Raw genomic sequence first — 24,294 nt, forward strand, 5'->3', positions numbered from 1 at the left:
TTAAAGTAGTGACTTTATCATATTATAAATCCTCACAGGATGGCGATGTCGGCGGCTGTTTCGAATGCATTGGGCAGTTTCCTCAAGGATCGCCGCGGCCGGCTTGATCCTGCCGCCTTTGGCCTGCCGGTTTCCCGACGCCGCACGCCTGGGTTGCGGCGCGAGGAAGTGGCGCAACGCGCCAATATCAGCCCCACATGGTACACTTGGCTCGAACAGGGCCGCGGGGGTGCGCCTTCGGCCGACGTGCTGAACCGGATAGCCGGTGGTCTGATGCTGACAGAGGCCGAGCGCCAGCACATCTTCATGCTCGCCCTCGGCCACGCGCCGGACATGCGCAAGACTGCGTTTGAAGGCGTTTCGCCACGGCTGCAGCGTCTGCTCGATGCCTTCGAGGTTAGCCCTGCCCTGATCAAGACAACAACCTGGGATGTGGTTGCGTGGAACCGTCCCGCCGCTGCGGTGCTGACCGATTACGCGGCGCTACCGCCAGCCGAGCGCAATATCCTTCGGCTGATCTTCTGTAATCCGGATATTCGCGCCGCGCAGGATAATTGGGACGGCATGGCCCGTTTCGTGGTCGGCGCCTTTCGGGCCGATGCGGTGCGGGCAGGCCCGCAATCTGACGTCAGCCGCCTGGTCGATGAGTTATGCGGCAAGAGCGCCGAGTTCCTCACGCTCTGGCGCGACAATGATGTGCTGACGCATGGAGAAGGCACCAAGCGGCTACGCCACCCCACTTTGGGCCGGATCGAGCTTGAATATTCCAGCTTCGCCGTCGATGGGCGACCAGATCTGGGCATGATCGTCTACAATCCCGTCACGCCCAAGGATGCGGATCACATCCGCACCCTGATGGCGTCGCGCGGATAGACTGCGTCTTCCCACTTTATCTCCAGTGCGTTGCGGCATAGTGAGATCGCGGCCTACAAGAGAACTTCCCGATGATCGTCCGTCCGCGTCCACCGCTTTGGCAGCTGTTCTTCATCCTGCGTGGATCGGTGGTGCCGCGCATCTGGCCGCATTTTACGGTCGTGTTCCTGCTTTCCGGGCTGATCGTCTGGGTGCACAAGGCCATGCCCAATGTGGTGCCGGTGTTTGATGGTGCGCCGTTCACCCTGCTCGGCATTGCTCTGTCGGTGTTTCTCGCCTTCCGCAATAACGCCGCCTATGAGCGCTGGTGGGAGGCGCGCAAAGTTTGGGGGCAATTGATCCAGCTCTGCCGCACACTGGCGCGGCAGACGCTATTGCTTTCCGAGCGCCCCGGACCGGAGGGCACGGTGCAGCGGCGTGATCTGCTGACCCTTGCCATAGCCTTCAGCCATGCGCTGGTGCCGCATCTGCGCGACGGCGCAAATAGCGACAAGGCCAATCGCTTTCTATCGCCGCCGGAACGTGAGTTCTTTGAGAGCAGAGACCGCTCGCCGTCGGCGATATTGCAACTGATCTCGCAGCGTCTGGCCGTGCTGCATGTGGCCGGAACGCTCAGCGATATCCAGTTCCAATTGCTTGATGCAACAATCGACCAGATGGAAGGCGTGCTGGCGGGGTGCGAGCGCATCCGCAATACGCCCGTGCCGTTCGGCTACACGCTGCTCTTGCACCGGACGGCGTACCTGTTCTGCTTCCTGTTGCCGCTGGGCTATGCCGATATGCTGGGCTGGGCGACGCCCTTCGCCACGGCGCTGATTGCATACACCTTCTTTGGCCTCGACGCGCTTGGCGATGAGCTGGAAGAACCCTTTGGCAACGAGCCCAATGATCTGCCGATTGCCGCGATCGCCGATATGATCGAGCTCAATTTGCGCGCCGCTTTGGGCGAGACGGGCCTGCCGCCAGCACCCAAGCCGGTCAATTACCTGCTAACCTAAGAGCGATCAGGCGGCAAAGCTCTGGACGAAATCGGCGGCCAGTTGCTCGATATGGACGCGGTCGATGTCATCGAACCGGTTGGGCGTCGGGCTATCGAGATCGAGAACGCCGATGACCGTGTCGCCCCGGCGCAGCGGCACCACCAGCTCGGATCGCGAGGCGGCATCGCAGGCGATATGGCCGGGAAATTCGCGCACGTCGGGCACAACGATGGACTGCCCGGTTGCAACCGAGGTGCCGCACACGCCTCGGCCAACGGCAATGCGCACGCAGGCCGGCTTACCCTGGAATGGGCCGACCACCAGCTCGCTGCCGGCTTCGTCGAGAAAATAGAACCCGGCCCAATTGAGGTCTGGCAGCCGGTCAAACAGCAGCGCCGAGAAATTGGCGGCGTTGGCGATCATATTGGATTCGCCGGTGAACAGCCCCTTCAGATGCAGCCTCACATCCTCATAGAGTTCGGACTTGCTGAGGGTTGAACTGTCAAATGCTGAGGCCTGATACATGCGTCTTCCTTGGTTGCCCGCACCCTATTGCGACCAGGCTTTTGCGGCTAGCCGAAAGTGGGGAGCAGGCAATGCAAATCAAGGACGGCCGACGATCAGGCGGAGCGAGCCATCAAAGAACGGTTGGTTGCGCAGGTTGCCATACGCGCGGTCCCAGATGCCATCGGCGAGGTCACGCGTCAGGTGCTCGACAAAGCGTGGGCCAACCGATGGGTCGACGAAACTCCATGCAGAATTGGCGAGGCGCGCGCCGGATTCCAGCAGTCGCTCGGGGCGGCCGTAATAGGCCTCGCTGAAGCCATCCACGCACGCCAGCGGGATCGGGAGAGACTGGACTTCGACATGCCCACCGAGCCCGTCGGTGATGGCTTCAAGCGAAGGGTAACGTCGGGCTTCGGTGGCGATGGCTTCGGAGGCATAGTCATTGAGCCAGAACCGGTCGAGCGCCGCCGGGTCACAGCTGAGGATCAGCACTGGGCCACGCGTGACGCGCCGCATTTCGGCGAGACCGGCCTTGAGGTCTTTCCACTGATGCACCGAGAAGGTCGCCATGCTCGCGTCAAAGCTTTGGTCGGCAAAGGGCAGGCTTTCCGCCACGCCGTCGATGGCGGCACTGAGATGGGCGGGACGCTGCGCACGCATGGCGGCGGAGGGTTCAAGCGCGGTCACGTCGCGGTCCGTGGGTTCGTAGGAGCCGGCGCCGGCCCCGACGTTCAGGACGCTTTTGGCCCCGCCGAGAGCCGCTGCAATGCGCTGGGCGAAGTAGGGCTCGGGCTGACGGTAGTTTGTGTAATTTGCGCCGATAACGCCGTAATTTGCATCGCCGGCGCTGCCGTCTGCGTGTCGCTTGTCCATCACAATTCCTTTGCTCTACCGCGCCAAAAAGCACGCTGACGTGACGGTTGGAAAACGATATGAACAAACACGCTATGTTCGGAAAAATCACATGAGGCAATTGCCGTCGCTCAATGCCCTGCGCGCCTTCGAGGCAGCCGGCCGGCTTGGTCGCATGACGCTGGCGGCTGACGAATTGCATGTGACGCATAGCGCCGTCAGCCGACAGGTGCAGCATCTTGAAGACTTGCTCGGCGTAACGCTGTTCGAAGGACCAAAGAACGCCTTGCGGCTGACCGAGGCGGGTAGTCGGCTGATGCTTGGGCTGACGCCTGCATTTGACCAGCTGGATCTGGCGGTGCGCTCGGTCGCCAATACCGAGGATGGCACGCTCGACGTCTCCTGCCCGGGCACGTTCACCATGCGCTGGCTGATCCCACGGCTCTATCGGTTTCGTCAGGCCCATCCGGAGATCGAAGTGCGGCTTAGCGCTTCAAGCAAGCCGGTGGATGGCGCGCGCGATAGTTTCGATGTCGCCATTCGTGCTGGTGTCGGACCATGGCCTGTTGAATTTTACGCGACGCATCTGTTCGACGAGCAGATCGGTCCCGTCGCGGCAGTTGCGCTTGCGGCTGCGGTGTCGGCGGATATCACGAGTGTGCCGCTGCTGCATTCGCGCACGCGCCGACATGCCTGGGCGGATTGGAGCAAGCGCGCAGGTAGATCTGCCGATGGCACGCATGGCAATGAGTATGAGCATTTCTATTTCATGCTCGAAGCTGCCTCGGCCGGGCTCGGCGTCTGCATCGCGCCCTGGCCGCTGGTCGCCGATGATGTACGCTCCGGGATTTTGGCTGCACCCCTCGGCTTTATCCCAAGCGGTCAGACCTATATTGCGCTGCAACGGCGTTCGCGGGGGCATCGCAAGTCTGCACTGTTTTGCGACTGGCTGGCGCTGGAAGCGGCAGCGTTTGGGCAACCTGCGGCGCTGGCGCCGTGACCCTGAACCAGCTCATCGGAAATTGGTCGTTTGAACGCAGCATTTCCGGGCAAGGCCAGATGACAGGGACCGCGGTGTTCTCCGAACGCCCCGATGGCCTGTTGGACTATCGCGAGGTTGGCCAGCTCCAGATCGCCAATGGCAGCTTCGCCTTCAACCGATCCTACCTGTACCAGGTCCGGGCTGACGGTTTTGAGGTGTTTTTCGACGAGGCGCCACCGCGGCTGTTTCAGCGCGTTGATCTAACGGAGACTGCACACGGCCTGACAGGTTCGGGTCATCACCTTTGCCCGCCCGACATCTACGACAGCCGTTATGAATTCCACCTGCCGAACAGATTTCTTATCGTCCACGCCGTCGACGGTCCGCGCAAAGCCTACGTGATTCGCACCGAGTTCAAACGACAGGATTAGTCGCCGACCTGAAAGTCGCCGGGCTGTGCTGCTGCCAGTGGCGAGAACAGGGTGCGGTCTGGTTTGATGTCGAGCAACGGCGTACCGTCGAGACAATCCATGCCCCGCACATAGAGCATATTGCCCTCGATCCGCTCAAACTGAACGATGGAGGTGGCGATGGGATTGGGGCGGACTGGCGAGCGAATGGAGAAGACGCCACGCGTCGTGCCATCGCTTTTGGGGCTTTGCAGAATGAGGTCCCGACGCGAATGATCGAGCCAGTAGAGGACCTCAAGTCGCTCGTATAGGCCGACATCCTGCAGCCCTTGCACCCAGGGCGAAAATATCTCGATCCGGCAGAGCGGCCCATCGTGCCGCCCCTGTCGCGGGCACTCCATCCGCGAGGTCCAGGGCGTGTGGATGCGGCCGATATAGATCAGCCAGGCATCGACCTGTTCGGGCACGGCGACCTGCACTTCGCCTTGTCGAATTTCCTGTTCACGGAACATTGGACATCTCTCTGGGTTTGGGCGCGATGGATGGCGTTGAAGCGCCGGGCAGCGTGCCTATGAGTACGTCGACGCCATAGACCTCGCGCATGGTTTGCGGCGTCAGTACAAGATTTGGCGCCGCATTGGCATAGAGCCCGCCCGCGAAAATCAGGGCTACATCGTCGCCGATCCGCAGCGCATGCTCGGGATTGTGCGTGGAAAAGACGATGGTCATGCCGTCATCGGCCAGGGCGCGTGCCTGGTCGAGAACCCTGATCTGATTGCCATAGTCGAGGCTGGCCGTTGGCTCATCCATGAAGAGGATTTGCGGTTGCTGGGCCAGCGCGCGAGCAATCAGCACCATCTGCCGCTCGCCACCGCTGAGTTCGGTATAGGGGCGTGCCGCAAGGGACAGCAGACCCAGCCGATCAAGGCAATTTCTCGCGATGCTCTCATCGGCGCGCGATGGGCTTGCATAGGCCGACAAATGCGGCGAACGCCCCATCAGCACGACATCGAGTGTCGTGAAGGGGAACAGTGCGGCGTGGGCTTGCGGCACATAACCGATGGCACGGCCAAGGTCGCGGCGCGACCAATTCTGCAAGGGGCGGTCAAACAGGCTGATCGTGCCGGACGCGCAGGGCAGCAGCCCCAGCATGGCCTTGAACAAGGTCGTCTTGCCGGCACCATTTGGGCCGAGCAGGCAGGTGATGCCGCTGGCAATTTCGAGCGAGATATCTTCGACCACCGCCTTGCCGTGATAGCCGACACCAACCTTGTCGAGTTGAAGCGCTATTGCCACCCGCGCCTCCCGCCAGCCAGCAGCCACAGAAAGAACGGCGCGCCGATTGCTGCGGTCAGGATGCCGAGCGGCACCTCGATGCGTGCAACGGTGCGCGCAAGAATATCGACGCACAGCAGAAAACTGGCGCCGAGCAGCATGGATGCCGGTAGCAGTCTGCGAAAATCTGGCCCGACCAGCATGCGAGCGATATGGGGAATGACGAGGCCGATCCAGCCGATGACGCCGGCAATGGAGACCGATGCCGCCGTCACCAAGGTGGCGCCAGCGATCAGCAAGGGCCGCAGCCAACGCGTTTCAACGCCCAGCGCCTTGGCCTCTTCATCGCCCAGCGACATGAGATTGACCTGCCAGCGAAACGCAATCAGTGGCGCGAGGCCAATCACGATCGCTGGCAGAATACCCAAGGCATCGCCCCGCGTGACGGAGGTCAGGCTGCCAAGCAACCAGTAGGTGATCGCAGGCAACTGATCATAGGGATCGGCCAAAATCTTGATCAGAGAAATGCCCGCACCTGCCAGTGCGCCAATGGCCACGCCAGCTAGAACCAAGGTCAGGACCGGGTCCCGATTGCGGATCGCCATCCCCACCGCATAGACGGCGAGCACCGCAATCAGCCCTCCGGCAAAGCTGGTCAGTTGAATGGCGATCACCGGCAATGACAAAAAGATGCCGAGCACTGCGCCAAGGCTCGACCCCGCCGAGACGCCCAGTATGTCGGGCGCCACCAGCGGGTTGCGAAACAACGCCTGAAATACTGCCCCTGCGGCGGCCAGAGACGCGCCGATCAATATCGCCGCGACGACGCGTGGAAAGCGGACATTCCACACCACTGTTGCAATGGTGGGATCGAGTTGATCATGCCCCCAGGCCCAGCCGAGCCAGGCATCGGCCAGCTCGCCTGCAGTCAGTGGATATTTGCCGATGATCATCGACAGCACGATGGCCACAACAAGCGCTGCGGCCATCAGCCAGATTGGAGTTTGGTTTTTCACTCGGATCAGTGTGCGGTTGGCAGCGCTCCGCCGACCAGTTTTCCGACCTGCGCCTCTGTGAGGTCGACGTCGTAGAACAGGCTGTAGAAAGCCTTGGTGTCAGCCGCGAGATCAATGTCCACGGCGTCTGGGTAGAACAGTTCCTGCAACCAGCGCACGCCTATCAGTCGGTTGGCCGATGGTGGGGAATCGATCCAGCCAAAGGGCAGCGACGGCGCCACATAGACCGCGCCGGATTTGACGGCCGCAATCGATGACCAATCGGGGTTGGTTTTGGCCGCTTCGGCAAAGCTGCCCCGGGCCGCGATGATGATATCGGGGTTCCAGGCGAGGATTTGCTCCAGCGAAACATCGGTCAGCCCGCCCTTGCCAGCGGCGGCAGCGACGTTGGTGGCACCTGCAGCTTCGAGGATTTCGACATTGATCGACCCCGACAGGCCGGTTTCGAGGCCTTCATCGCCGCGACCATAATAGATGCTCGGGCGCTGATCAGCAGGCACGGCGGCCAGCGTCGTGGCAAGTTGCGCCAGTGTGTCGTCCGCATAGGTAGCCAGCACTTCGGCGCGGGCCTCTTCGCCGAGCAATTCGCCCAGCAGGCGATAGGTTTCGCCGGATTTTTCGAAGCTGCCATCGATCAGGATATAGGGGATGCCCGTCTGTTCCTGCACCCGGTTGGCCAGGTCGATATAGGTCGGATTGACCGTGCCCACATCGATGATGATGTCGGGCTTGGCCTGCAGCACGACTTCCATATTGGCGTCGCCACCGCTGCCGGTGAGGCGGCCATAGGTTGGCAGGGCAACGGATTGAGGTGTCAGGAATGCGGCGGCTGCGCCACTCGGTTCGTTCACCCAGCCGGCGAGCTTGTCGGGCGCCAGCGTATAGAGCAGAACGGCGGCTGGCGGACCGGCCGGCAGAGCGACAGCAATCACATCAGGCACATCGACGACGCGGCCACCGGCATCGGTGAAATCGCGTGCATCGACGGCGGTGCTGCTGATCGCAAGGATCGCGAGGGCAATTAGACGGCCGGACATTCCATTCTCCCGTTGGATTCGTTCCCGGTATCTATTGCACGTCGATATGTCGGAAGAAACATAACGATCACAACGTCGCGCGATCTAGCATTCGGCGAAATAGGACCGGGCGGCGCGCCCAGCATGCACGCGAACACGGTGGTGACGGCGGGAATGGCCATGTCGATAAGCTCAATCGCCGCTCTATCCCAGCGCGCGTCGCTCTGCCTGTCGTCTTGGGTCGGCGATCGGCGCGCTGAGGACCAGAGTGCGGGTGTAGTCGTCTTGGGGGGTGCCGAGGACGGCGTTGGTGGGGCCGGATTCAACGATCTGGCCGTGGCGCAGCACAATCACGCGGTTGCAGAGGTTTTGGACGACCAGCAGGTCGTGGCTGATGAACAGACAGGCGAAATTGCTTTCGGCTTGCAGGTCCTTGAGCAGTTTGAGGATGTCTGCCTGCACGGAAACATCGAGTGCCGGTGTCGGTTCGTCCGCGATAAGGAGGGCCGGACGCAAGGCGATGGCGCGGGCGATGGCGACGCGTTGTTTTTGACCGCCGGAGAGTTCGTGCGGATAGCGGCTTCTCCAGGACGAAGGGAGACCGACCTGATCCAGCAAGCGGTCGACAGCCTTGGCCAGATCAGCCGATGCGAGGCGGCGGTGGGCACGGAACGGTTCGGCAATGACGTCGCCTAAGGTCAGCCGCGGGTTGAGAGAACCGGACGGGCTTTGGAACACCACCCCGATACGGCTGCGCAGTTCCCGCGTGTGTCGGCGAGCCTGACTGACATCCTGCCCTTCGATCAGGATACGGCCATAGGTCACCGGGGCGAGGCCGATCAGGCTCTTGCCAATGCTGGACTTGCCCGACCCGGACTCACCCACAAGACCCAAGATCTCGCCCGGACGGATATCGAAGGAAACGTCGCGGACGATATCTGCGGATTGCCTGAATCCGGTGCGATAGGCGATGTGCAGATCCTGCACGCTGACCCAGGGCTCGCCCTCAAGTTGCGGCGCGACGTGGTCCGCATCACGCTTGGGCACGGCGGCCAGGAGGCTGCGGGTATAATCGTGCTTCGGACTTTCGAACAGTTCAAGGACCGGGGCCGTCTCGACGATCCGGCCGTGACGGAGCACGATCACCTGGTCGGCCAGATCGGCCACCACGCCCATATCGTGGGTGATCAGCAAGATCGCCGTCGAAAGTTCCTGATTGAGTCGTCGCAGCAGGTTGAGCACTTCCCGTTGCACCGTGACATCGAGCGCCGTCGTCGGTTCGTCGGCGATGATGATGTCGGGGTTGCCGGCAAGCGCGATGGCGATCATGACGCGCTGCAATTGCCCCCCGGACATTTCGTGCGGATGGCTGGATAGGCGCCGCTCCGGATCGGCGATTTCCACCTGCGCCAAGAGCGATATGGCCCGCTGGCGCACCTCGCTGGCAGAGAGGTCAGGCTGGTGAACCTTGATGGTTTCAGCGAGCTGGTAGCCAATGGTGAAAACCGGATCGAGGGCCGCCACCGGGTCCTGAAACACGATGGCAATGCCGCTGCCGCGCATAGCGAACAGCTTGTCGCGACGGGCCGAAATCAAATCAGTCCCGTCATAGTGCACGGTACCAGACACCTTGGCGACGTGCGGGAGCAGGCCCAGCACGGCGAGTGCTGTGGCCGACTTTCCCGAGCCGGATTCGCCAACCAGGGCGAGAACCTCGCCCCGTTTGAGGTCGAACGATACCCCGTTCAACGCACGCTCGGCTTTGGCACCGAATGCGACTGTCAGGTCCCTGATCGCAAGGATCGGCTCGTCAGCCATTTGCCAGCAACGCGTCGAGGCGCACCAGCGCAATGACATAGATGCGCAGGCTGGCGAACAGGTTGTCGATCGAAACGACCTCGTCGGGACCATGCGGCGACCCATGGCCTTCGCGGATAAATGGCGGACGCCTGGGCTTTTCGCCGGGTGTGGTTACCCCCGGTACGCGGCCAAATCCAGGACCAAAGGTGATGGCATTGGGCAGGACGCGCGCATGGGTACCGCCGCCCATGGCAAAGGGCTCGGTGGTCGAACCGGTCACTGTGTCGAACGTGTCCTGCAGCAGCACGACCAGAGGATCGTCCTTGGCGATATAGACGGGGGCAGCGTGTTCAATCTCGATCACGCTGCCGCCAAAGGGCTGCGCTGCGTGATTGAGCGCGTCGACCAGCTCAGTGTGTGTCACCGAAATCGGGTAGCGAATGTCGAGCAATAGAGTGATGCCGTCGGCGTGTGGGCGGACAATGCCGCCATTCTGGGTGAGTTTGCCCGAGGCCGCGTCTTCCCGCGCGGTGCCAGCGCCGTCGCCATAGGGCGTTGCCAGGATTTGCGCCAGCGCCTTTGCCGCCTGCAGATCCTGCCCTTCGACGAGCTTGGCCTCGATCAATGCCTGCGCCAACAACGGGATGGCGTTGGACGTCCCCTCGGGGAATGCCGAGTGCCCGGCATGGCCCTTGGCCGAAAGCGTCACTGCGCCATCGATCTCCTGCGCCGAAATCACTGCGCCGAGCGCTTCGGGAAGTTCAGCAATACGCGCCACAAGCTCAGCATGTGTGTGATTGGGCAGCGCGATAGTGGCGTCAGACGGCACGGCGTTGCGGGCGATGCCGGCACTGAGTTTGGATAGCACGGGGCCCGCGGGAAGCAGCAGCGTCGCGTTGAGGTTGCCCTTTTGGGCATAGTTCACCGGAAAGGGGCCGTCGGTCACAATCGAAAGCTTGGGCACCGGCGCGTGCTTTGCGTAATATTCCAGATCGGCCATGCCGGTTTCTTCGGCGCCGCCATAGATCACCCGCAGCCGGTGCGCGAAATTGAGGCCAAGATCGCGGAACATGCGCAGCAGATAGAGATCGCCGACGGCTGGCCCCTTATTGTCGGACGCGCCGCGCCCGAGGATGTAGCCGTCGCGCTCGAAGGGCTCGTAGGGCGGGAACTCCCAGTTATCGCCGGCGGGGACCACGTCGAGATGGGATGCCAGCCCGATGTCCTCGGCGCCTTCACCCCACAGGATCGATACCGCATAGCCATCATGGGTCTCGGTCTTGAAGCCGAGTTCCTGTGCGCGTTCGACGGCGCGCGTCAGAGCACGGTCGACCTCTGGACCGAATGGCGCGCCCGGCTGTGCGAGGCTGGCGTCAGACACGCTGGGGATCGCGACCCAATCGAGAATGTCGGCAATGTATTCGTCACGGTGCTGGGCGAGCCACGCATCAACGCGAACAAGCAGGTCTGTTTCGGATGGAGAAAGTTCACTCATGACGCATTGGCCTTTGTCGTTTGATTGGGCTTTGACTGCATGTCGCGCAGCGTGGCCGAAGATTGTGGATTGAAGGATTTTGACAGCGCTTCGCCGATCAGATTGATCGCGAGCACCATCAGGATGATGGCGATGCCCGGTGGTACCCAGAGCCACCAGCAATAGGACAGCACACGCATGCTCTGCGCGGCGGACAGCAGGTTGCCCCAGCTCGGATCAGGCTGGCGCACGCCCAGCCCCAAAAAGCTCAGGGCCGCTTCGGCGAGAATGCCGTTGGCTACCGCCAGCGTGGCGTAGACCAGCAGCGGGCCATAGGCGTTGGCCAGCAGATGCCGCACGATAATGGTCAGTGATCCGACGCCCATAGCGCGTGCCGCAAGCACGAACTCGCGCTCCCGCAGCGACAGGAACTCGGCCCGGATCAGGCGCGCCAAACCCGTCCAGTTCAACACGCCGATGATGATGATGACGTTCCAGATGCTGGCGCCAAAAATCGCCGCAAGGGTGATGGCGATGGCGTAAAACGGGAAGCACATCACCGCTTCGGTCAGCCGCATGATCAGGATGTCGGTCTTGCCGCCGAAATAGCCGGCGACCGCGCCGAGCGTTACGCCGATCAGCACCTGCACGACGACGGCTGCAATACCAACCAGCACCGAAATGCGGCCGCCATAGAGCAGTCTCGACAATACATCGCGGCCAAGCTCGTCGGTGCCCAGCCAATGGGCGGCGCTCGGAGCAGCCTCAAGGTTGAGCAGGTCGATTTCGTTTGGCGAGATTGACGTGATCAAAGGCGCAGCGGCGGTCAGCGCGATGATGAGCAGCAGGATGGTGCTGCCCGCGATGAAGTATGGATCAGAGACCAGACGCGGGCGCTTTGCGGGCGTCGCAGCGGGCTCGAGAGAGAGGATTTCCGCGCTCATTTGCTCACCCGCACGCGTGGATCGACGATGGCATAGACGATGTCGGCGATCAGATTGGCGAACAGCGTGATCACCGCGAGAAACAGGATAATTCCCATCAGCAGCGCGTAGTCGCGGTTGATGACGGCCTCGTAGTTCAACCGCCCGATGCCCGGCCAACTGAACACCGTCTCGGTCAGCAAGGCGCCCGATAGTAGCGCCGGAATCTCCAGACTGATGATGGTGACGAGCGGCTTGGCGGCGTTGCGCAGCAGATGTGGATTGATGATTTGCCGACGCGACAACCCCTTGGCGAAAAGGGTTCGGATAAAATCCTGCCCCAGCAATTCGCTGACGCTCGAACGCAGATAACGGTTCATGATCGCAATATTGGACGCCGCCAGCACGACGGCGGGCAGCACCAGGTGGCGCGCCACGTCGATGACGTGATCAAGCCCCACCCGTTTCGCACCAACGGTGACGACGCCCGAGGTCGGCAGCCAACGCAGGTCCGCCGCGAACACCTTGATCAGCACCATGCCCAGAAAAAAGGTCGGGATCGACACCACGACAAAGGACAGCATGGAGATGGCAAGATCGGCCCGGCTGTTGCGGCGCAGTCCGGTATAGAGGCCAACAGGCACGGCAACCACCAGCGTCAGGAACAGCGCGCTGCCGGCAAGCAATGCCGTATTGCCCAATCGGCTGGCGATGATGTCGCTGACCTTGGCGCCATATTGCAGCGAATAGCCGAGATCGCCCGTCAGCGCGCGGCCAAGCCATTTCACGTATTTCAGCCAGATTGGATCGGAGTAGCCGAGACGGGCCAGCAGTTCGGCCTTCTGCTCCGGCGAGGTCTGCGGGTCGATCATGCTGACATAGGGGTCGCCGGGCTGCAGGTTGAGCAGCGCGAAGACAACCACCGAGATCGCCAATAGGACTGGAAGCGCGATCAGCGTCCGGCGGAAGATGTAACGGAGCATTGCTGTCTCTAAGTGCAGGAGATGACGGCGCCTTTGGCAGCTCCGTCATCTCCAGGTCGATGGGCGCGAGTGTGCAGGAGGCTACTCGGCGACCGTCCAGTTCTCGATGCCAGCGAAAGTCTCGTAGGGGATCGAGGTGTAGTTGGTGACGCGCGGGCTCAGCGCGTATCCCTTGTTGGGGATGTAGAGCCAGACACGTACGGCCTCGTTGTTGACCTCGCGAAGCCAGGCGCCAACCGCGACACGCAATTCGCCGTCATCCACCGTCGAATTGACCGCTGCGGCCAGCTCGACATATTTCGGATCGTGCTCGAGGCGCTCCCACCACAGATCAGAACCGTACTGGCCTGGACGGAAAGTACCGCCCATCAGCACGCCATCAAATGGCGTTTCGGCGTTCTGCAGGATGGCGAGCGTCGAGTTGAAGTCAGCCGAGATCAGCTCCGCGTCGATACCAACTGCCTGCAGGTTCTGCTGGATGATTGGAGCCGACAGTTCACGCGTCTTGTTGCCGACCGGGAAATTGATCGTGAAGGTGAACTTCTCGCCATCCTTGTCGAGCACACCGTCGCCATCGGTGTCAGCCCAGCCAGCAGCCGCCAGCAGTTCCTTGGCCTTGGCCGGATCGTAGGGATAGGCGTCGAGATCGGCCGGGTAGTATGGGCTATCCGGATGCGCGTTGGAATTGAACACAATGCCGTGGCCATAAAGCACGCTATCGACGATGCCCTGGCGGTTGATGGCGTGGATCAGAGCCTGACGGACGCGCGGATCGGCAAGCCGGCTATCGGTGTTGTCGAGCGTCAGATACTGCCCGCCGACACCAGTCTGCTCGATGATCTTGGCGCCGTTGTCCTCATAGGTGCGCAGATCGGCCTGGTTCCAGGACGACAGCTCGGCGATATCGAGTTCGCCATTGAGCAGTTCCGTCTGGGCAGTCTGAGCATTGGTGACCTTGAAAATCAGGGTCTCGATCTTGGGCGCACCGCCAAAATACTCGTCATTGCGCACGAGCGACACATACTGGTCCGACACAAATTCGGAGAACTTGTATGGCCCGGTGCCGATTGGATTGCGAAGCAGGTCGGTCGCTTCGGCCCATTGCGCAATCGGCGTACCTTCCCACACATGCTTGGCCAGCACCGGCCGATCGGCAAAGTGCGCCAAAGCCGCCGCATAAGGTGCCTTGAAGGTGAAGGTGACGGTCAGATCGTCCGGCGATGTAATGCCGCTGATCGTCTCTGCCGCACCGCTATTGTAGGCCTCAAAGCCCTCGAGCTGCGCTGCGAATGCCGGCGTGTCGAGCGGATAGTCGCCGCTGGCGATGGACGTGTAGGTAAAGACGACGTCTGCTGCGGTGAATGGCACGCCATCGTGCCATTTGACGCCATCACGCAGCTTCAGCGTCAGCGACTTTCCGTCAGCGGAATATTCATACGACTTGGCCAGCGAGGGGACATAGCCCTGCTTTTCATCCAGCGTCACCAAGCGGCTATAGACGTTGAAGATAATCGCGCGGTCATAGTCGGTAAAATACAGCGACGGATGGAACGTGCCGTTCGGATTGCTCCAGATCGCGTAGCGCAGAACGCTGTTTTCCTGCGCAATGGCAGGCGCAGCCGCGACCCCACCCAACAGCGCCACCGTTATGGCGAGCGTGCGGATAAATTTGCTTCTCATTCAGACCTCAAAGTCACTAACGGGCGTCGATACCCATGCCCCACAAGGCCTCCAATTTTAAGTATACTAACCAGATAGACAAGGTATCGATTTCGCTTGAACAAGCCCATTGAGAAGGATTGTTCGGCGAAGGGAACAATCCTTAGGTCTTTGTCGCGCCAACGAAATATGAGCAGAAAATGCGCCTCCGAATGGGAGGAAGGGATCACCAACAAAGTGGGATAGATTCGATCTGACAGTTTCTCTCTCGTACGAACACCTGCCTGAACCAACCACACTCGGCCCAGCGATCGCCCTGCCTCACCCTCACTCGCCCCCTCCACCATTTTCGCTTGACTCAAATTGTAACCGGTTACATTCTGACGCCAGCGTGCTGCATGCCAGCGCGACGGAGCCGGAATAGGCCCGGCACATTCGGAGGAGAACAAGATGAACAAGACCCTAGTTCTTGCGACTGCTGCGTTCGCACTGATGAGCAGCACTGCATTTGCTGAAACATTCAAGATCGGCCTCAGCAATGGCTGGGTTGGATCGGAGTGGCGTACGCAGATGATCGAAGAGGCGCAGGCCGCCGCTGCTGCATGGAAAGAAAAGGGCGTGGACGTCGAGCTGGTTATCCAAAGCTCGGACGTGGACGTTCAGGGCCAGATCGGCGCCGTACGCAACATGATCAATGAAGGCGTCAACGCCATCATCATCAACCCAAACAGCCCGACCGCTTTCGATCCGATCTTCTCGCAGGCCAAGGAAGCGGGCATTCTGGTCATCGCGACCGACGCCGAAGTCTCCTCGCCAGACGCCATCTATGTCGGCATCGACCAGACTGAATACGGCCGCAAGGGCTGCCAGTGGCTTGCTGATACGCTTGGCGACAAAGGCAATGTCGTGACCATCAATGGCGTTGCGGGCCACCCGGCCAACGAAATGCGCGCTGCTGGTTGCAACGAAGTTCTGGCCAAGTACCCAGACATCAAGATCGTCAACGCTGCCAATGCCAACTGGGATCAGGCACAGGGTCAGCAGACCATGCAAAACCTCCTCGCCACCTATCCAGACATCAACGGCGTTTACGTGCAGGACGGCATGGCTGCCGGTGCATGGCGCGCCATTGAAGCCGCTGGCAAGACTGCCGACATTGCGGCAACCGGCGAAGTGCGCAAGGACTTCCTCGATATCTGGTCGGCCGGCAAGTACAACTCGGCAGCTTCCGTGAACCCACCCGGCGTGATGGCTTCGGCTCTCAACGTTGCCGTGCTTGAGCTGCAGGGCAATGAGTTCAAGGACGGCATCTTTGGCGGCGTCTATGGCAATGCCGTGTTCCTTGACATTCCGTTCATCGACAACGCCAACCTCGCCGATGCGCTCAAGGCTGCCGAAGGCAAGCCCGGCCACTGGTCGGTAACGCAGGTACTGTCGGCTGACGACGCCAAGGCCCGCTTCTTCAAGTAAGTCCCAGGTCTCTCTCGGAGGGTCTAGATTCCTCTCTGGACCCTCTGGATTGCGCAGTGCGGTGGTCGCAAGATCGACCGCACTGTCGCTGGGCCCTATATTGGCCCGAAGGCGCGCCTCATGGCGCCAAAGTTTTCCCTGACATCAACGCGGATCCACCCATGAGCCCCGTTCTTGAAGCTCGAAACATCACCAAACGTTTCGGCGCGGTCACCGCCTTGTCCGATGGCAGCCTGATCGTCGAAGCAGGCGAAATTCATGCGCTGCTCGGGGCCAATGGCTGCGGCAAGTCCACGCTGTCCAAGGTGATCGCCGGGACGGTGGCTGCCAATTCGGGTGTGTTACGTTTCAACGGTCAGGACATTGCACCTAAAAGCCCGCGTGACGCGGAGGCGCTGGGTATCGCCCTGTTTTATCAAGAGCTTTCGCTGGTGCCGCAGCTGACGGTGGCCGACAATATTTTCCTAGGCCATGAGCGCAAGAGCGGCGCCGGCTTTGTCGACACCAAGCAACTCCGCGCCGATACCGATGCGTTGCTGCAGCGGTTTTCCGGCGTGGCGGGCAAGGGTTTTTCGGCCGATGCACCGGTTTCGACCCTGTCACCGGATCAGCGCCAGATCGTTGAAATTCTTAAGGTTTTGGCGCGCAAGCCCAAGCTGATCATTTTCGATGAATCGACCGCTGCGCTGGATCGTCGCCAGGTCGACGTGTTCTTCGACATTCTCAAGGGCCTCAAGGCTGATGGCGTGTCGAGCATTTTCATCTCACATCGCATGGACGAGATTTTCGCCATCTGCGACCGGATCACCGTGATGCGCAACGGCGCGACCGTGACCACGCTGACGACCGCCGAAACCGACCGCGAGGCTGTGGTGCATGCCATGGTTGGCGAACTTGTCGTGCCCGAGCGCTTCGCCAAGACATCGGCGGTTGCGGCCGAACCGCGTCTTGTGGTCAGCAATGTCTCCAGTCGCGGGCTGGACGATGTGACCTTCAATGTCCGTCCCGGCGAAATCCTGGGCCTCGGCGGGCTGCAGGGGCAGGGCCAGTCGGCGGTGCTCCGTGGTCTGTTTGGCGCCGATCCGCTCAAAGGCGGCAGCGTCGTGCTTGATGGCAAGACGTTGACCCTGCGCAAGCCGGCTGACGCAATCCGCGCGGGCCTTGCCTATGTGTCGGGCGACCGGGGCCGCGATGCGGCATTCCATGGCCGGTCGATCTTTGAAAACATCGCCGCGGCGAGCCTTGTCAAAGAGCGCCGCCGCTTGGTCTGGCCAAGCCAGCTCAAGCAGCGCTTCACCGAAGCTGCCGCTGCGCTCAATACCAAATATGACGGGCTCGAAGCGCCGATTGGCTCGCTGTCGGGCGGCAACCAGCAGAAGATTTTTATCTCGCGCTGGCTGGCGACCAATTCGCAGGTGCTGCTGTTTGATGATCCGACCAAGGGCATCGATCTGGCGGCCAAGGCCGATTTCTTCGCGCTGGCCCGCGGCCTCGCCGATCAGGGCGCGAGCATCATTTTCTATGCGTCGGAAGACAATGAATTGCTCAGCCTCTGCGACCGCATTCTGGTGTTCAACAGCGGCGCCATTTCGGCCGAGCTGACGGGCGACACCCTCACCGCATTCCACCTGACCAACGCAGCTTATGGGAAAGCGGCATGACACTCTTCCGCAATCGCCTCTGGCTCGTCACTCTCGCCGCCCTCATCGCGCTCTTCGTGGTGAACTGGATTTTGCAGCCCAATCTGGTCACGCCAAATGTGTTGAAGTCCAACCTGACGGTATTCCTCCCCATCGTGCTGGTCGCGATAGGACAGACCTATGTCATCCTTGGCGGCGATATCGACCTGTCGGTCGGGTCCATCGTGGCGCTGGTCAATGTCGTGACCGTTTCGGTGATCGCCGCCGTCGGTGGCGGCTCCACCGGCGTGTTGCTGGGCATGGGCGCGGGCATTGTCACCGGTGCACTGTGCGGCGTGGTCAATGGCCTGCTGATTTCAGGCCTGCGCTTCCAGCCCATCGTTACCACCTTTGCCACCGGCATTATCTTTGGCGGCCTGGCACTGCTCGTCCTGCCCACGGCGGGTCTGCCGGTTCCGGCGGAATACTGGCGCACCTATGGCGGCTATGTATTTGGCCTGCCGACAGTGTTGTGGATTTTCATCGGCAGCCTGATCGCCATTGCAATCATCAGCCGCCGCGCTTTCTTCAAGCATCTGTCGGCCGCTGGCGGGCAGCGCACTGCCGCGTTCCAGACCGGTCTCAAGGTCGGGCAGATCCGCGTCATGGCCTATGTGCTGTGCGGGTTGTTCGCCGCTGTGGCCGCGCTGTGCCTGACCGGCGAAACCGCAAGTGGCGACCCGCTGATGGGCCGCATGCTGGCGCTGTCGTCTATCTCGGCCGTGGTGCTTGGCGGAACGGCGCTTTCGGGCGGCTCGGGCAGTGCGTTCGGCTCAGTGCTGGGCGCCCTCGTGCTCGGCATGATCGGCAATGTGATCTTCTTTGCCGGCCTGCCATTTGACTATCAAACGCTCATCCAAGGCCTCATCACCCTGCTCGCACTTGCGGGTGGTGTGTTGGTTTCCCGTCGCTAAAGGAGCTCAGCATGAACCGCGCAAAACTCCTTCTGACCAATCCGCTGATCCTGGCGACCCTGTCCATCCTCGCCCTGTTGGCGATGGGCGAAGCGCTGTCGCCCGGCTTTGCCAGGGGTGACCAGATTGTCCGTCTGCTGACCGTGTCGGCCATTCTCGGCATCGTCGCGGCAGGACAGAGCCTTGTCGTGATCGGCGGCCGCGAAGGCATCGATCTGTCGGTGGGCGCCATGATTTCGCTTGGCGCCGTGCTGGCTGGCAATGTGATGTCCGGCAGCGATGGTGGCATCCTGCCTGCCATCCTCGTGGCGGGTGGCGCCACGTTTATCGTCGGCCTCGTCAACGGGCTCGGCGTGACCTTCCTGCGCATTCCGCCACTGGTGATGACGCTGGGCATGACCGGCGTGGTGCAGGGCGGCCTGATCGTGCTGTCGCGCGGCATTCCATCCGGCAATGCGGCGCCGTCACTGATGAGCTTCGTCAATCGTCCACTCATGCTCGGCATCCCCGGTATCCTGTGGCTCTGGGCCCTAGTTGGCGTGGCGATGTGGTTCCTGCTGCGCCGCACCCAGCTCGGCTACGCGATCTACGCGATGGGCTCCAACGAGCGCGCTGCCGAACTCACCGGCCTGCCGGTTCGCCTGATCCGCACGCTGCTCTATGGCCTGTCTGGCCTGATGGCGGGCATTACCGGCGCCGTGGTGATCGGCTATACCGGCAACAGCTTTGTCTCGGTGGGCGATCAATATGTGCTGCCATCGGTGATTGCCGTGGTGATTGGCGGTATCTCGCTGGCCGGCGGTTCGGGCAACTATTTCGGCGTCATGCTGGGCGCTATTGCCCTGACGCTGCTGCAGAGCGTGCTGATCACGCTCCAGATGGAGTTCTGGGGTCGACAGCTGATCTTTGGCGGCGTCCTGCTTCTGCTGATGCTGCTCTACGGTCGCACCAAGCAGCTGCGCGTCTGATCCAGCCATGACAACAATTCGTAAGGTTGCAGAGATCGCCGGCGTCTCGATCGCCACGGTCTCGCGAACACTCGCGCATCCAGACCGGGTGCGGAAGGAAACGCGGGACCTAGTGCTGGAGGCCGTTCGAGCGGTTGGCTTCGTGCCAAACCAGCAGGCGGTGTCGTTCCGCCAGCGCTCCACCAAGAACGTGGTGCTGCTGGTGCGCGACATCACCAACCCGTTCTATCTCGAGATCTATCGTGGCATCGAAGAGCTGGCCTTCGCCAATGGCTATCGCGTGCTGATGGGCGACGCGCGCGGCGATGACACCCGCGTGCTGCGCTATGTCGATATGGTGCGCAATCGCCAGGCCGATGGGCTGATCCTGATGATGGGCTGGCTGCCGGCCGCTTTGACCGACGCCAATATGCCCACGACCGTCGTCGCGCTGGAAATTCTGGCCGATTACGATTTCCCCTCCGTCTCGGTCGACAACCGCAAGGGCGCGCGGATTGCCGTCGAGCATCTGCTGTCGCTCGGGCATCGCCGCATCGCCTATATCGGCGGCCCGTCGCGCCTGATGATGTCGACGGACCGCTATCAGGGCTATGTCGACGCGCTCGCCGCCGCAGGGATCGCCCCCGAAGCCGACCTCATCCTTGAGGGCGATTTCCACCTTGCCTCGGGCCGCGCCGCGGTCCGCCAGCTGCATGACCGGCACGTCGACTACACCGCCATATTCTGCACCAACGACGAAATGGCAGTCGGCGCGGTCAATGAACTGCGGGCCCTCGGCCTGCACGTGCCGACCGATGTTTCCGTCATCGGCTTCGACGATGTCGATTTCGCCCTGTCATCGGATCCACCGCTCACCTCGGTGCGCCAGCCCCGGCTCGAAGTGGGTCGCCGCGCCATGCAGATGATGGTCGATCTGCTGGCGGGCAAAGAACTTTCCAGTCGCCTCCACGAGGCCGACGTGGAGCTCGTCGTGCGGTCCAGTACCGCCCCCGTCAATACCAAGAAAGCATAGTAGAATGAGCAATACGTTCCCCCGCAAAACCCTCCGCATCGGCTTTGTCGGTTCGGGCTTTATCGCCCATTTCCACCTCAAATCTCTGCTCGGCGTGCGCAATGTCGAAGTAACCGGCGTCTATTCGCCCACCCCCGCCAAGCGCCAGGCCTTCGCCGATGAAGTGGGCAATCTCAACCTGGGCGATTGCACGGCCTATGACAGCCTTGACGCCCTGCTGGCCGCCGATGACCTCGATGCCATCTGGCTGCTATCGCCAAACCACACCCGCCTCGACACCATGCGCGCCATTGCCGCCGCCGTGCGCGAAGGCCGCTCCAAGATTTTTGCCATAGCCTGCGAAAAGCCGCTGGCCCGCACCCTGCGCGAAGCGCGCGAAATGCTGAGCCTAGTCGAAGACGCCAAGCTCAATCACGGCTATCTCGAAAACCAGGTGTTCTCGACCGCCGTCACGCGCGGCAAGGACATCATCTGGCGCCGCGCTGCCCCCTCCACCGGCCGCCCCTACATCGCCCGCGCGGCGGAAGAACATACCGGCCCGCACGAGCCATGGTTCTGGCAGGGCCACCAGCAGGGCGGCGGCGTCTTGCTCGACATGATGTGTCACTCCGTCGAAGTCGGTCGTTACCTGCTGACCGCGCCCGGTGCACCGCGTGACAGCCTCAAGTTCAAGAGCGCCACCGGCTCGGTGGCGACGCTCAAATGGGCCCGCAAGAACTACGCGCAGGATTTGAGCGCCCGCATGGGCAAGGATGTCGACTACACCAAGCGCCCGTCCGAAGATTTCGCGCGCGGCATGCTGACCTTTGAAGATGCCGAAGGCAACGAAGTCGTGGTCGAAGCTACCACCTCATGGGCCTATGTCGGCCCAGGCCTGCGCATCGAGCTCGAAGTGCTCGGCCCTGAATACGCGATGGAATTCTCCTCGCTGTCGACGGGCCTCAAGGTCTTCATGTCGCGCGCCGTTACCGGCGATGTCGGCGAGGACCTTGTCGAAAAGCAGAACGCCGAGCAGGGACTGATGCCGGTTCTCGAAGATGAAGCGGGCGTCTACGGCTATACCGACGAAAACCGCCACATGGTCGAAGCCTTCCGCAAAGGCGAAGCGCCGCTCGAAACCTTCCACGATGGCGTCGCTGTCGTGGAATTCCTGATGGCCCTCTACAAATCCGCCGAAGAAGGCCGCACCATCCACATCGCCGACGAAGACCTCAACGACTACGTGCCGGCTGTGGCCCGCACGGCGACCCCGGCGTAGCAAGCATCCCAGCCAGCCGATGGATTATCTACTGGCTGGGCATCAGTCATACGAATAGCGCTATGTGCGCTCGCTCAACGGGCGGCTCAACCCGCAATATTTCTAGCGCGCGCGATGATGGGCGCGGCTGAAGCAGACGATGTAGCTTGCGTTTCGGCATTCACGTCCGCTCCAGGAGTTCGGTAAAGCGTAAGCCGGATGGCAATGATATAACGATATCGAGGCGCTAAATGCCGCGGGTCTATCACTCCTTGGACCTAGAGCTGTAGAGGCTGGGCAATGCCCTCTCACCGACACAGTTCGGCAATGCTGTCTTAGCAGCGCAGGCCATCCACGATTCGGATCTTATCGTAGGCAGAAATGTGCCGCCGTGCCGCAAGGCGGATGTCCTTTCACCACCCGCTCAGCGGCCTTATTTTTTGGATTTCGTTGCGATTCTAGACCATGCCGCAGTCAGACGAGACCAGAACCTCAAATCTCAAACCCAACTCTCGTCATGAGTTCTGATGACGGAATGGCAATTTGTTGGATTTGCGCTGTCGCCCGGTACAGAAATGTGGATTTTCAGGGGAGCGCCGGTTGCCAATCGCCGGCGCTCCATGCAGTCAACTCGCAAATAGTTCTTTCGGCCACGAGGCGAGCAGCTTCGCCAAAGTGGAGCGGTCGTGGGTTTCAAGATGGCGTAAGCCCGGCAGGCGCACAGCGCCAACATTCGTGCCCGTGATTGTCATGGCTTCCTTCACCACAGTGACGTTGGTGCCATTCTCGTACTTGGTCCGCATCTCCTCAAATGCGCCGATCTGATCAGCTATTGTACGCGCCTGAAGATAGTCGCCGGCCTCCAGAGCATTCCATACCGCCAGCGACAGCACCGGAGCGACATTGACGAGACCCGACGTAAAACCGCGTGCGCCAACCGAGTAGAACGGTGCGGCCCAGCCTTCTGCCAACCCGCAAATCCAAACGGTATCTAAATCAGAAGTTTCACGAATGCACGCTGCGAGTCGGATGATGTTGGTCGCGGCATATTTGATACCCGGAATGTTGGGGTGTTCGGCGATCCGACGCAGATCACTTACCCCCATCGTTTCAGACCGGATGTAGGCGACTACTGGTAGTTCGGACGCCTCCGCCAGCGCGATAAAATAGTCTGCTTGCGCTTGTGGGGCAGCAAATGGATCGCGTGGATGGTGGGCCATGACTGCATCCGCGCCTGTGATCTTTGCCTGACGTGAGGTGCTGATAGCTTCACGCAAAGATCGTCCAACCGAAGCGGTAACTATTGACCGTCCTGCGGCGCCCTGAACAGCGGCGGCATGAACTTTGAGCACTTCTTCAAAAGTTAGACTAAAGAACTCACCGGTATTGCCCGCCGACACGATATTGTGGATGCCAGCACCGGCAATGCGCGAGACGATTTTGGCAGTCAGGTCGAGATCGATTTCGCCATCGGAATCGTATGGTGTCACGTGGACGCCTGAGATTCCACCAAGGCTCGCGTTGACATTCTTCATTCTGTATCCTTTCCCTCTCCTGTCGTGCCAAACAGGCTCTCTGAATAGGTCTGACCCGACCTAATGATGTGATTGCGCATGGACAGTTCCGCACGTTCAATGTCGCGATCGCGAATTGCGTTCATGATGTCGCTGTGTTCCTGCAGTGCGAGATGCCTCTCATCAGGTTGGTTCAGCAGACGCGTTCGAGTTGCATCGTCGAACACCAATTGCTGCGTCTGAAGTCGCAGCAGGAAGTTGCAGCGCGATGCGGAGCGGATCGCGTCATGGAATCGTGTATTAAGTTCGATCAGGGCGGGCGTGTCGGCAGTGCCCGTCGCCTGCCTCATTCCATCGATGATGATGGCTAACTCGGCGATGTTTTCGTCTGTTGCATGCTTGGCAGCCTGTCTTGCGATCATGCTTTCAATCGCAGCACGCGCAAGCGACATTTCTTCAGCGTCATTCGGACCGAACGATACATAGACGCCTTTGCGCGCCTCTGCCTTGAGCAGACCTTCCGTTTCCAGACTGCGGATTGCCTCTTTTAGAGGCGTCGTGCTTACGCCGAGTTCTTCAGCTAGTGCGCGCTCGTTGAGCCTTTGACCAACCTCAAACTGGCCGCTCAAAATGGCCTTCCGCAACACCTCTCGAACATGATCGCGCAGATTCTTGAAGTGGCTCGCATCAAGCTGGCCCAGTCGTGGTCTCTCATTCATGCCCTGCGCTCCCGGTTCATCCCTGGCCATT

23 protein-coding genes are annotated in these 24,294 nt (G+C 61.1%); 10 read left to right on the plus strand and 13 right to left on the minus strand.

What is annotated here, in order from left to right; translation table 11 throughout:
- Nucleotides 1-39: 39 nt before the first annotated feature.
- A complete protein-coding gene (locus tag ABIE28_RS16015) occupies nt 40-873 on the plus strand; it encodes a helix-turn-helix transcriptional regulator (protein ID WP_354064642.1) in 834 nt (277 codons plus the stop codon).
- Between the two features lie 71 nt (nt 874-944).
- Complete coding sequence (locus ABIE28_RS16020; RefSeq protein ID WP_354064644.1) at nt 945-1,871, plus strand: bestrophin family protein; 927 nt, start codon at nt 945-947, stop codon at nt 1,869-1,871.
- Nucleotides 1,872-1,877: 6 nt separating this feature from the next.
- Here ABIE28_RS16020 and msrC read toward each other — a convergent pair whose 3' ends face one another.
- A complete protein-coding gene (msrC, locus tag ABIE28_RS16025) occupies nt 1,878-2,378 on the minus strand; it encodes a free L-methionine (R)-S-oxide reductase MsrC (protein ID WP_354064646.1) in 501 nt (166 codons plus the stop codon).
- 78 nt (nt 2,379-2,456) lie between these two features.
- Nucleotides 2,457-3,233: a class I SAM-dependent methyltransferase gene (locus tag ABIE28_RS16030; RefSeq protein WP_354064647.1), complete on the minus strand. Its 777-nt coding sequence runs from the start codon at nt 3,231-3,233 to the stop codon at nt 2,457-2,459.
- 91 nt (nt 3,234-3,324) lie between these two features.
- On the opposite strand from ABIE28_RS16030, the gene ABIE28_RS16035 reads away from it, so the two are divergent.
- A complete protein-coding gene (locus tag ABIE28_RS16035) occupies nt 3,325-4,212 on the plus strand; it encodes a LysR substrate-binding domain-containing protein (protein ID WP_354064649.1) in 888 nt (295 codons plus the stop codon).
- Nucleotides 4,209-4,625: a DUF6314 family protein gene (locus ABIE28_RS16040; RefSeq protein WP_354064650.1), complete on the plus strand. Its 417-nt coding sequence runs from the start codon at nt 4,209-4,211 to the stop codon at nt 4,623-4,625. The genes ABIE28_RS16035 and ABIE28_RS16040 overlap by 4 nt, the downstream gene beginning before the upstream one ends.
- Here ABIE28_RS16040 and tsaA read toward each other — a convergent pair.
- The 9 genes from tsaA to ABIE28_RS16085 all read right to left on the minus strand — a co-directional run bounded on the left by tsaA (nt 4,622) and on the right by ABIE28_RS16085 (nt 14,771).
- Nucleotides 4,622-5,116 carry a tRNA (N6-threonylcarbamoyladenosine(37)-N6)-methyltransferase TrmO gene (gene tsaA, locus ABIE28_RS16045; protein ID WP_354064651.1) on the minus strand — a complete coding sequence of 165 codons (495 nt, stop codon included), beginning with the start codon at nt 5,114-5,116 and terminating at the stop codon, nt 4,622-4,624. The two genes, ABIE28_RS16040 and tsaA, sit on opposite strands and share 4 nt — an antisense overlap.
- Entirely contained in the window at nt 5,106-5,900 is a 795-nt protein-coding gene (locus tag ABIE28_RS16050) for an ABC transporter ATP-binding protein (protein ID WP_354064653.1), read from the minus strand. Before ABIE28_RS16050 ends, tsaA begins: the two co-directional genes overlap by 11 nt.
- On the minus strand, nt 5,891-6,868 hold the full coding sequence (locus ABIE28_RS16055) for a FecCD family ABC transporter permease (RefSeq protein ID WP_354064655.1): 978 nt from the start codon (nt 6,866-6,868) through the stop codon (nt 5,891-5,893). The genes ABIE28_RS16050 and ABIE28_RS16055 overlap by 10 nt, the downstream gene beginning before the upstream one ends.
- Nucleotides 6,869-6,900: 32 nt before the next feature.
- Entirely contained in the window at nt 6,901-7,932 is a 1,032-nt protein-coding gene (locus tag ABIE28_RS16060) for an iron ABC transporter substrate-binding protein (RefSeq protein ID WP_354064656.1), read from the minus strand.
- Between the two features lie 183 nt (nt 7,933-8,115).
- A complete protein-coding gene (locus ABIE28_RS16065; RefSeq protein ID WP_354064658.1) occupies nt 8,116-9,729 on the minus strand; it encodes a dipeptide ABC transporter ATP-binding protein in 1,614 nt (537 codons plus the stop codon).
- Nucleotides 9,722-11,206 carry a Sapep family Mn(2+)-dependent dipeptidase gene (locus tag ABIE28_RS16070; RefSeq protein WP_354064660.1) on the minus strand — a complete coding sequence of 495 codons (1,485 nt, stop codon included), beginning with the start codon at nt 11,204-11,206 and terminating at the stop codon, nt 9,722-9,724. Before ABIE28_RS16070 ends, ABIE28_RS16065 begins: the two co-directional genes overlap by 8 nt.
- Entirely contained in the window at nt 11,203-12,129 is a 927-nt protein-coding gene (locus ABIE28_RS16075; protein ID WP_354064662.1) for an ABC transporter permease, read from the minus strand. The genes ABIE28_RS16070 and ABIE28_RS16075 overlap by 4 nt, the downstream gene beginning before the upstream one ends.
- Nucleotides 12,126-13,091, minus strand: a complete 966-nt coding sequence (locus tag ABIE28_RS16080; RefSeq protein WP_354064664.1) for an ABC transporter permease — start codon at nt 13,089-13,091, stop codon at nt 12,126-12,128. The genes ABIE28_RS16075 and ABIE28_RS16080 overlap by 4 nt, the downstream gene beginning before the upstream one ends.
- Before the next feature lie 81 nt (nt 13,092-13,172).
- Nucleotides 13,173-14,771: an ABC transporter substrate-binding protein gene (locus tag ABIE28_RS16085; protein ID WP_354064666.1), complete on the minus strand. Its 1,599-nt coding sequence runs from the start codon at nt 14,769-14,771 to the stop codon at nt 13,173-13,175.
- Between the two features lie 429 nt (nt 14,772-15,200).
- Here ABIE28_RS16085 and ABIE28_RS16090 point away from each other — a divergent pair, with 429 nt between their 5' ends.
- The 6 genes from ABIE28_RS16090 to ABIE28_RS16115 all read left to right on the plus strand — a co-directional run bounded on the left by ABIE28_RS16090 (nt 15,201) and on the right by ABIE28_RS16115 (nt 22,051).
- On the plus strand, nt 15,201-16,220 hold the full coding sequence (locus ABIE28_RS16090; RefSeq protein ID WP_354064668.1) for a substrate-binding domain-containing protein: 1,020 nt from the start codon (nt 15,201-15,203) through the stop codon (nt 16,218-16,220).
- 161 nt (nt 16,221-16,381) lie between these two features.
- Entirely contained in the window at nt 16,382-17,881 is a 1,500-nt protein-coding gene (locus ABIE28_RS16095; protein WP_354064669.1) for a sugar ABC transporter ATP-binding protein, read from the plus strand.
- Nucleotides 17,878-18,813, plus strand: a complete 936-nt coding sequence (locus tag ABIE28_RS16100) for an ABC transporter permease (protein ID WP_354064671.1) — start codon at nt 17,878-17,880, stop codon at nt 18,811-18,813. Before ABIE28_RS16095 ends, ABIE28_RS16100 begins: the two co-directional genes overlap by 4 nt.
- Nucleotides 18,814-18,824: 11 nt before the next feature.
- Nucleotides 18,825-19,781, plus strand: coding sequence for an ABC transporter permease (locus ABIE28_RS16105; protein WP_354064673.1), 957 nt, complete (start codon nt 18,825-18,827; stop codon nt 19,779-19,781).
- A 7-nt stretch (nt 19,782-19,788) separates the two neighbouring features.
- Nucleotides 19,789-20,793, plus strand: a complete 1,005-nt coding sequence (locus ABIE28_RS16110; RefSeq protein ID WP_354064675.1) for a LacI family DNA-binding transcriptional regulator — start codon at nt 19,789-19,791, stop codon at nt 20,791-20,793.
- A 4-nt stretch (nt 20,794-20,797) separates the two neighbouring features.
- Nucleotides 20,798-22,051, plus strand: coding sequence for a Gfo/Idh/MocA family protein (locus tag ABIE28_RS16115; protein ID WP_354064677.1), 1,254 nt, complete (start codon nt 20,798-20,800; stop codon nt 22,049-22,051).
- A 605-nt stretch (nt 22,052-22,656) separates the two neighbouring features.
- Here ABIE28_RS16115 and ABIE28_RS16120 read toward each other — a convergent pair.
- Both ABIE28_RS16120 and ABIE28_RS16125 read right to left on the minus strand, forming a co-directional pair.
- Nucleotides 22,657-23,565 carry a dihydrodipicolinate synthase family protein gene (locus ABIE28_RS16120; RefSeq protein WP_354064679.1) on the minus strand — a complete coding sequence of 303 codons (909 nt, stop codon included), beginning with the start codon at nt 23,563-23,565 and terminating at the stop codon, nt 22,657-22,659.
- Nucleotides 23,562-24,293, minus strand: a complete 732-nt coding sequence (locus ABIE28_RS16125; protein WP_354064681.1) for a GntR family transcriptional regulator — start codon at nt 24,291-24,293, stop codon at nt 23,562-23,564. Before ABIE28_RS16125 ends, ABIE28_RS16120 begins: the two co-directional genes overlap by 4 nt.
- Nucleotide 24,294: the final 1 nt, after the last annotated feature.

Origin of the sequence: Devosia sp. 2618, from assembly GCF_040546815.1 — a bacterium.
Classification (GTDB): domain Bacteria; phylum Pseudomonadota; class Alphaproteobacteria; order Rhizobiales; family Devosiaceae; genus Devosia.